Annotated in this window: 10 protein-coding genes; 4 read left to right on the top strand and 6 right to left on the bottom strand. The window is 46.2% G+C overall.

The genetic code is table 11. From position 1 onward, the window contains the following. Window positions 1-229: 229 nt before the first annotated feature. The gene (locus tag H6F50_RS21805; protein ID WP_190430322.1) at window positions 230-400 is read left to right on the top strand and encodes a hypothetical protein; all 171 of its coding nucleotides are present in this window, start codon (window positions 230-232) and stop codon (window positions 398-400) included. Between the two features lie 137 nt (window positions 401-537). Here the strand turns inward: H6F50_RS21805 and H6F50_RS21800 are convergent, their stop codons facing one another. Beyond that, window positions 538-2,016 carry an ankyrin repeat domain-containing protein gene (locus H6F50_RS21800; RefSeq protein ID WP_190430321.1) on the bottom strand — a complete coding sequence of 493 codons (1,479 nt, stop codon included), beginning with the start codon at window positions 2,014-2,016 and terminating at the stop codon, window positions 538-540. A gap of 72 nt (window positions 2,017-2,088) precedes the next feature. After that, window positions 2,089-2,847, bottom strand: coding sequence for a ZIP family zinc transporter (locus H6F50_RS21795; RefSeq protein ID WP_190430320.1), 759 nt, complete (start codon window positions 2,845-2,847; stop codon window positions 2,089-2,091). A gap of 152 nt (window positions 2,848-2,999) precedes the next feature. Here H6F50_RS21795 and H6F50_RS21790 point away from each other — a divergent pair, with 152 nt between their 5' ends. Next, the gene (locus tag H6F50_RS21790; protein ID WP_190430319.1) at window positions 3,000-3,470 is read left to right on the top strand and encodes a DUF4079 domain-containing protein; all 471 of its coding nucleotides are present in this window, start codon (window positions 3,000-3,002) and stop codon (window positions 3,468-3,470) included. 53 nt (window positions 3,471-3,523) lie between these two features. Here the strand turns inward: H6F50_RS21790 and H6F50_RS21785 are convergent, their stop codons facing one another. Continuing rightward, window positions 3,524-4,147: a DUF1997 domain-containing protein gene (locus H6F50_RS21785; RefSeq protein ID WP_347275925.1), complete on the bottom strand. Its 624-nt coding sequence runs from the start codon at window positions 4,145-4,147 to the stop codon at window positions 3,524-3,526. A gap of 305 nt (window positions 4,148-4,452) precedes the next feature. On the opposite strand from H6F50_RS21785, the gene H6F50_RS21780 reads away from it, so the two are divergent. After that, window positions 4,453-5,115, top strand: a complete 663-nt coding sequence (locus tag H6F50_RS21780; RefSeq protein ID WP_190430317.1) for an NAD(P)H-binding protein — start codon at window positions 4,453-4,455, stop codon at window positions 5,113-5,115. A gap of 2 nt (window positions 5,116-5,117) precedes the next feature. Continuing rightward, complete coding sequence (locus H6F50_RS21775; RefSeq protein WP_242029157.1) at window positions 5,118-5,822, top strand: glycoside hydrolase family protein; 705 nt, start codon at window positions 5,118-5,120, stop codon at window positions 5,820-5,822. Window positions 5,823-5,940: 118 nt separating this feature from the next. Here H6F50_RS21775 and H6F50_RS21770 read toward each other — a convergent pair whose 3' ends face one another. The 3 genes from H6F50_RS21770 to menH all read right to left on the bottom strand — a co-directional run bounded on the left by H6F50_RS21770 (window position 5,941) and on the right by menH (window position 7,953). Then, on the bottom strand, window positions 5,941-6,147 hold the full coding sequence (locus H6F50_RS21770) for a hypothetical protein (protein ID WP_190413967.1): 207 nt from the start codon (window positions 6,145-6,147) through the stop codon (window positions 5,941-5,943). Window positions 6,148-6,440: 293 nt separating this feature from the next. Continuing rightward, a complete protein-coding gene (locus H6F50_RS21765) occupies window positions 6,441-6,827 on the bottom strand; it encodes a VOC family protein (RefSeq protein WP_190413965.1) in 387 nt (128 codons plus the stop codon). Window positions 6,828-7,140: 313 nt separating this feature from the next. Further along, window positions 7,141-7,953: a 2-succinyl-6-hydroxy-2,4-cyclohexadiene-1-carboxylate synthase gene (menH, locus tag H6F50_RS21760; protein ID WP_190430316.1), complete on the bottom strand. Its 813-nt coding sequence runs from the start codon at window positions 7,951-7,953 to the stop codon at window positions 7,141-7,143. Between the last annotated feature and the right edge of the window lie 15 nt (window positions 7,954-7,968).

Below are 7,968 nucleotides of genomic sequence, written 5' to 3'. Positions count from 1 at the left end.
ATTTAAAGCGTTTTCATCGCTTACGCAATCCTTAAACAGATAGAACAGCGCAGACTCGTTTGAGTTCCCATTCGTGTTGTGTATTTAAGCCTAGATGATTCTTGTGTAGCCAGTTCTGGCTACTTACAATCGGTTGCCGAGGCAGTTTCTAATACGGTTCCCGAAGAAGCTAAAAATTCAAAGCAAAGGTAGGTAGAATTAAGGAGCGAAGCCTAACAAATGCTTCTGTGTGTTGGGTTTCGTTCCTCAACCCAAACTACAACTACACGAAGATCGCGCGATCGCTCACACCGATCCGGGTGCTAAAACGATCCCTCAGCTTGCTACAGGGAGTGTCGTCTTGATTCAGCGGCATTGCAGGGGAAGCCGTTATGGAAAAGTAGCATTCCACACTAATTGATGTGCTATTTACCGCTTAATATTGATTCGCAGAGATTTCTACAACAAATGCTGTAAGAGTGCTGGGCACGCGATCGCGTGTCGCCGCCTTGCACTCTACTTCCTTACTCCTTGGCACCATCTACAGGCTTTTAAGCGTTAATCTACAGCTCCAGATGCTTTGAGCGATCGCGCGATTTCCCGGTTTCGATTCACTTGGGCGATCGCCAAAGCCGTGTAGCCACCCCGGTTTTTCAAATTCACATCCGCACCAGCTTTCAGCAATACCTGCACGGCATTCGCATGACCCCGCTGGACCGCCCACATTAAAGCAGTCGCACCAGCATCATCCTGAAGATTGATATCCGCTCCCAACGAGAGTAGCCCTTGCATCACCCCCGCGTGCCCCTGCTCAGCTGCCTTGATTAGCGCACATTTCCCGTCGTTGGTTCGTGTATTGGGCTTAGACCCACCCTCCAGCAGCACTTTCACCGTGTCAGCGTGCCCCTGCAATGCTGCCACGGTTAACGCTGTCTCACCCAGATTCCCCGCGTTAGAATTCGCGCCCTTTCTTAACAGAGCTTCCACAATCGCCGTCTGACCATGCAATGCTGCCACCATCAAAGCGGTATCGCCTAACTTATTTCGCGACTGGACATCTGCTCCTCGGTTGAGGAGAATTTCCACAACATCAGCATGACCTTCGACAACGGCAAAGTTTAAAGCCGTCTCATCATCTTTATCTTTGGCATTGATATCCGCGCCGCGATCGAGTAAAGCCGTGACAATATCCGTGTTAGCGATCGCTGCCGCAGCCATCAGCGCCGTTGAGCCATCCGAGTTTTGAGCATTCACATCAGCACCGCCCTCGAGCAATGCTCTCACCACATCCGTATGAACTCGATCGATTGCGAGAGTTAAAGGGGTTTCACCTTCTTTATCTTTCGCATTCACAGCAGCGCCATTCGCTAACAACCGCTGAATCACTTCTAAACGACCAAACTCAGCAGCTTGTATCAGGGGGCTTCTGCCGTCCTTGGTTTCGGCATTCGCATCTGCCCCTCGCTCTAACAAAACCTGCACCGTCTCAGCGTGTCCGAGTCCAGCAGCGAGAAATAAGGGAGAGACACCATCATTCTCTCTTCTCCCATTCACCTCAGCACCGGCATCTAATAAGGCTTGCACCACCCTAGTTTTGCCCTCCTGCGCCGCCAACATCAAAGCTGTATCCTCAACGTTGTCTTTGACATTGACTTGGGCACCCACATCCAGCAAGATTTGCACCACGTCAACATAACCTTTCAGCGCCGCCACCATCAGCGCTGTGCTGCCATCCTCGTTGGCGGCATTCACATCAGATCCTTTGGCAGCTAACATTCTAACTACGTCAATCTGATTCGCTGCCGCCGCTATCATCAAAGCCGTCAGACGATATCGTTGTCTAAGTTGATTGACGTTTGCACCAGCGTCCAGTAAAAGTCTGACAATCTCGGTGTAGCCGTTCTGGGCGGCAAACATCAAAGCAGTGGTGCCCTCCCGGTCTGTCGCACTGACATCAGCGCCAGCGGTGATTAGCGCTTTTACCCGCTGAATTTCTCCCCGCTTCGCCGCCCTAATTAAGTCTTGATTTGCACTCACCGCTGTTGCCCGATCCCCTCCGCAGCATTGCCAACTTCACCTCAAATTATACTTTTGAGAGGAGGGTGTCGCTTAACCCCCAAGCTTGGAGAGGACAAAGGTAACGAGGAAGCCAACAACGGTGATTAGTCCAGCAAAATCATGGGCTTGCTCGAAAGCTTCTGGAATCATGGTGTCTGATATCATTGCCAGAATTGCGCCTGCTGCCACGGCGGTAGTTGCGGCGATAATTTCTTCAGAGAAGTGACTGAAGATGACATCGCCCAAAAGCGCGGCGATACCGGAAAGAATCGCGATCGCTCCCCACACGCCGAAGATATAGCGAGCTGAACGACCTGCTTTCTTCATGCCAGCAGCGCTGGAGAGTCCTTCGGGAAGATTTGAGAGGAAAACGGCTGCTACCGTCACCCAGCTAACAACTCCTCCTTGAATCATGCTGACCCCGATCGCAATTGATTCCGGAATGCCATCCAGCAAGGCACCGATAGCGATCGCTAAACCGCTCCCACTCGCCTCTTCTTCTGATTTTTGTTGGTTGCCAGAGCGCTTGCGATGCTTGGCACCCTGATAATTCAGATACCAGTTTGCTCCTGTGTAGACAGCAGCACCGCTCAAGAAACCAATTGCTGTTGAATCGAAGCCACCCCGCTGATAAGCCTCATCCATTAGCTCAAAAGATAGCGTCGAAATTAGCACCCCGGCACCGAAAGCCATCACGGCTGCGATCGCTTGCGGGGAAATTCGCACAAAATATCCCAACCCGGCTCCGAATAGCAACGCCGATCCACCCACCAATCCCCAGAAACCTGCCTGTAACCAGACTGGTAACATCAGCTGCCCTCCTTCAGAAATTCCTGCCCTGCAATGTTTAGCAGATTTTTGACTACTCAATCATCTGAGGTTATGGCGCGGTAATGACGACTACCCAAAGGTAGACAGCCATTATGATAAGTTTTATAAAGTTCCTTAATGAGCCGAATCTTATGAGCTTGGAAATCCCCGTATCGATTAAACCCTGGCTTAATTTTATTCACCCCGCCTTGATGTGGGTGCTACTGGGCACATCCCTGTATGCCCTATATCTGGGCATTCTCGTCCGACGCACTCGCAATGCTGAAGGGGAAGCCAAAAAAGAGCTAATCAAAGGCAGGTTTAACGTCCGGCACTACCAAGTTGGTTCATTGCTGTTGGCGTTGATGGTGATAGGCACCCTAATTGGCATGGGCGTTACCTATATCAATAATGGAAAACTCTTTGTCGGACCTCACCTGCTGGCAGGTTTAGGCATGACCGGGATGATAGCAGTTTCTGCTGCACTCTCTCCCTATATGCAAAAAGGTCACAATTGGGCACGTTACAGCCACATTTTTTTAAATATTGTTCTTCTGGGGCTGTTTGGCTGGCAAGCTGTGAGCGGTGTAGAAATTTTGCAGAGAATCATCAGCAAGATGTAGCCTTTGGGAGGATGCTAATGGCTAATAGCAATTAGCCATTAGCCATTAGGGATTTAGCCATTAGCCCTTTTCTTGGCTTTTTTAGGCACGGGCAAGCCCAGACTGGTATGAAAGTCTTCCTGGACTTTGGGGGTAAGAGACTTAGAAACTTGTCGCACAATTTGCGCTAATAGGCGATCGCCTGTATTTTGAATCACAGACTTAGGCAACTTGTGAATAAACTTGGGAAACTGAATATAAACGGACAAGTCCAGATGCCACTCAACATAGGTGATCGCAGATACCTGATGTGGGGCGAATCTATCTGCCGGTACTTCCACTAATGTCATCGCCGACTCATAGTCAACGTCATAACCTGGAGTCACGTAATTCGGAACGGGTACTGTCCGAACTCGATAAACACCTTGATCCCGTGGCAACAGTTCTAAGCCAATTTTTGGCTCCACCTCATAACCAAATGCACCAAAACGCCCGATTACCAAAGCGTAACCATTCTCTCCTAGGGGTTCTACTTGCATGGGGTGAGCGCAGCGGCAGAACCAACCGTGGTGAGTATCTAGATACTTAGCAACCGTTTCGGCATCGGCATACATCTCCATGCAGCTCTCAAAGTGAGTATGAAATCGAGTCGTTTCATTTGTACTCGCGGCTTCTATGGCTGCGTTGTCGGCATCCATGAGACTGGATACTGGATTCAACATTCCTGAGTTAACCTCAAACGGTACCTCAAACGGTTGACGATCGTAGAATTGCGACTGCATCACCTGCTCTCCTGCGCTGGTTGCCGTTTTTCTATATACAGGATTCCCACAATGGGCTGAATTGTTTCCATAAATTCTAATTCTTCAACAAAAGACGACAACGCCTTTGAGTTTCTACAATTAAAAAGTTAGAGTTTACTGCCAACCAAAAAAAATTCTCTGTCCACTCAGCATAGCTTGCGATTCTAAAGACTGGACACGGGTAATTTACGGAGAAATGAATGAAAGCATTTGTAGCAGGGGCAACGGGGGAGACAGGTCGTCGGATTGTACAAGAGCTGGTGCAGCGGAATATACCTGTTCGAGCGTTAGTTCGAGACATCGAAAAAGCTAGGCAGATTCTACCAGATGCCGCTGAATTGGTAGTTGGCGATGTTTTACAGCCAGAAAGCCTCTCTTCTGCCCTAGGTGATAGTACGGTTCTACTGTGCGCCACAGGTGCTAGCCCCGGCTTTGATCCGACTGGACCCTACAAGGTGGACTACGAAGGCACGAAAAATCTAGTGGATGCCGCCAAGGCAAAGGGAATCGAGCATTTTGTGCTGGTTTCTTCAATTGGTGCTTCTCAATTTTTGCATCCGCTGAATCTGTTCTGGCTGATTCTGGTGTGGAAGAAGCAAGCAGAGGAATATATTCAGAAAAGCGGGTTGACGTACACAATTGTGCGACCGGGAGGTCTTAAAAACGAAGAGAACTCAGAGCCAATCGCTATGTACAAGGCTGACACTCTGTCTTTAAGTGGCAGCATTTCCCGTACTAAGGTCGCGAAAGTGTGTGTCGAAGCGCTATTTCAACCATCGGCTCGCAATAAAATTGTTGAAATCATTACCAAGGCAGAGGCTCCTGAAAAAAGCTGGGAGCAGATGTTTGCCAGTGTGGCCTAATTATGTTCTCAGCCATCGGGCGTTTTCTCGCCGGGATGTTTTCAGCGATCGGGAGTTTTCTCATCGGGATGCTGAGCATGACGGCGGTGCTGTGCTTGTTGCTTTATCTTAAGGACTGGGAGCAGCTGCGCGATCGCGGCTTCTCCTACGGAAACTCGTCGGTGGCTCCACTGAACGGAAACGGTACCGCTCCCTTGGCAATGCAAGGGGGCGATCCTTATATCCGTGCCTTGATGCGGACAATTTCTGCTAGTGAAGCAAATGTTGCCCAGCCTTATCGGGTCATCTATGGCGGTCAGTATGTCCAAGACCTCAGCCAGCATCCCCAGATGTGCATCCCGATTGGTGTTGGCCCTAATACGGGAAAATGTTCTACTGCTGCTGGTCGCTATCAGATGCTCAACACGACGTGGCTTGAGAAGGCTCAGCGCTATCACCCGCAGCCTTCAGAATTTATGTTTTGGCACTCTTATAGCTTTGAGCCACAATTTCAGGACGCTGTAGTTTATGCGTGGCTGAGTGACCGGAAAGCCTGGAAAGTAGACATTTCCAAGTTGCTGCGTCAAGGGAAACTAAAAAAGGTGTTGCGGCTGCTATCTGGCACTTGGACAAGTCTGGGCTATGGGATAGAAACCAACTCTATGAGTGGGAAGTTGCCAGAAATTTATGAGCAAATGCTAAAAGAAGAGCTACAAACTTATGGATAAAAAACCGACGCGAGTGCGGGTTTCCAAATTTAATCTAGTTCAGTGAACTTTAGTATCCATCACACTCTTCAGCTTGCCCTAAAATATCTTTCCCCTCATTGTTTGTAACGTAGACTTCCTAGAAATTCATCCGAATCAGCAACGTTTTGCGGTTAGAAGAGGCAACACCTCCTTCTGGAGCTGACGTGTTGAAAAAAATCGGCATAGCCATTACCACCAGCCCAATTAGAAAAATATGAGCGATTAAGTCAAAGGTTGTGAAACCTTTGCTTGTACTTTTTTTGAAACCGGGTAGTAAGCACAAAGCTGGGCGGTGGAGATTCATGGCGGACTCCAAAGGAGGTGAGGTCGAACAATCTATTACTATAGATAGTTGAATTAATAGACTGTTCCCACCGTTTTTTTAAGGGACTTTTGATGAATGCGATCGCCTTTCTCCGTAGAAACCCTTGCTTTTGCTCCTTTTTTTCCGGACGTTGTTAAGTTTTTAAGAAAAAAACTTAACAACGTTTGCCAAAACAGTGATAATTTTCTTAAGCTTAAAAGCTCCTTGAGAGCTTGATGTCAGAGAAAAACCAAGTATTGATATAGCCAACATAAGTTTAATCGCCTGTAAAGCTATTTTTCATAGATTTCTAAAGGTAATCCGTCTGGATCGCTAAAGAATGTAAACCGCTTGCCAGTCATCTCATCAAGTCTAATATCTTCTACCTGCACTCCTTGGTTTTTTAAATAGTAAACAGCTTCATCTATATTTTTGACAGCAAACGCTAAATGCCTCAATCCGCAAGCTTCAGGGTGACTTAATCTTTGAGGAGGATTAGGAAATGAAAAAAGCTCAATTTGATCGCCGCGACCAACTCTCAAATCTAATTTGTAAGAATTTCTTTCTTCTCTAAAGGTTTCTTGGATAATTGAGAATCCTAAAACCTCTACATAAAACTTTTTAGATTTTTCATAGTTAGAGCAAATAATCGCGGCATGATGAATTCCTATTGTTTCCATAAAATGAATTCCGCACAACGGCAACCAATAAACTACATTTCTGATAATACTTTACTTCGGAAAAGGCAAATCAATAATTTAAACTAATTAAAGCTGCAAATTACCGTATTTTTTATAATATAAAATTGGTTTAAATAGCTATCATTTAGAATCTCGCCCCAGCCTCCTATTTAAAAGCGGAGGCGGGGTATTTATCATTTTGTTTGTAACATATAAATTTCTTAGCTTTCCTTTTTAAGCCCGATTGAGGGAGCGTTAAGGCAGCGCCTCAAAACCCAAATGGTATTTAGGGTAAGCATTACCTTAACAAATATTATTGAATTGATACAGGTTTAGCTAAAAACTGGCTAACTTTGTCAAAAAATACTCTTGGATTTTCTACATGAATATTATGCCCACAATTACTAATTAAATTAACCTTAGCTGCTTTACACAGTTTCGCCATTTCTGAGTTAATGATTCTAAACTTGTTATCATATTCACCCACTAGCAAAAGCATAGGGTTTTGGTTTTGTTTGAGCGCTTCCCATAAAGAAGGTTGGCATCCAGTACTCAAATTACTTAGGGACTTAGCCAATTCAAAGGGATTATTTTGTAGCCGAGACTCTATTATCTGCTCAAATTTCGGATGTTTTTTGAGAGAAACAAAAAGCGGCTGATGATACCAATTTGTTAAAAATTCTGAAAAATCAATCGTTACTAATTCCTGCGATAATTCTAGATCCCGCTGGAGTCGCTTCCATCGTTCCTCTTCGGTCTTCAACCCAGGAGATGCCGATTCCAAGACCACTTTAGGAAAACGTTCGGGGAAATGAAGGGTCAAATATAAAGCCAATCGTCCACCCATCGAATAGCCAACCAAAAAACATTTTTCAATGCTTAACTGTTCTAGCAGGTTGAGCAAAGCCTGGGCAGTATTTGCCATTTCATAGCACTCGTCTCCACCCATAACCTTAGTTTGTCCATGACCTGGAAGGTCAACAGCAAGACAACAAAATTGGTCAGACAAAAATGAGATAACTTGATTAAATTCGTTGCAGTCACCCATAAAGCCATGTAAAAACAGGATTATCGGTTTATCTGCGCTACCGCTCAAAGAATAGTGAAATTGATAATCAAACGTCATCCTCTACAACTGTTT

Source organism: Coleofasciculus sp. FACHB-712 (assembly GCF_014695635.1).
Lineage (GTDB): Bacteria > Cyanobacteriota > Cyanobacteriia > Cyanobacteriales > FACHB-T130 > FACHB-T130.
The sequence above is the reverse complement of the archived record's forward strand: the minus strand, read 5'-3'. Positions and strand labels throughout refer to the sequence as shown.

What these genes read in the sequence shown, in the direction of transcription:
- H6F50_RS21795 (WP_190430320.1), bottom strand. Translation starts at nt 2,847, where the DNA reads ATGTTACCAGTCTGGTTACAGGCAGGTTTCTGGGGATTGGTGGGTGGA.
- H6F50_RS21790 (WP_190430319.1), top strand. Translation starts at nt 3,000, where the DNA reads ATGAGCTTGGAAATCCCCGTATCGATTAAACCCTGGCTTAATTTTATT.
- H6F50_RS21785 (WP_347275925.1), bottom strand. Translation starts at nt 4,147, where the DNA reads ATGGATGCCGACAACGCAGCCATAGAAGCCGCGAGTACAAATGAAACG.
- H6F50_RS21780 (WP_190430317.1), top strand. Translation starts at nt 4,453, where the DNA reads ATGAAAGCATTTGTAGCAGGGGCAACGGGGGAGACAGGTCGTCGGATT.
- H6F50_RS21775 (WP_242029157.1), top strand. Translation starts at nt 5,118, where the DNA reads ATGTTCTCAGCCATCGGGCGTTTTCTCGCCGGGATGTTTTCAGCGATC.
- H6F50_RS21770 (WP_190413967.1), bottom strand. Translation starts at nt 6,147, where the DNA reads ATGAATCTCCACCGCCCAGCTTTGTGCTTACTACCCGGTTTCAAAAAA.
- H6F50_RS21765 (WP_190413965.1), bottom strand. Translation starts at nt 6,827, where the DNA reads ATGGAAACAATAGGAATTCATCATGCCGCGATTATTTGCTCTAACTAT.
- menH (WP_190430316.1), bottom strand. Translation starts at nt 7,953, where the DNA reads ATGACGTTTGATTATCAATTTCACTATTCTTTGAGCGGTAGCGCAGAT.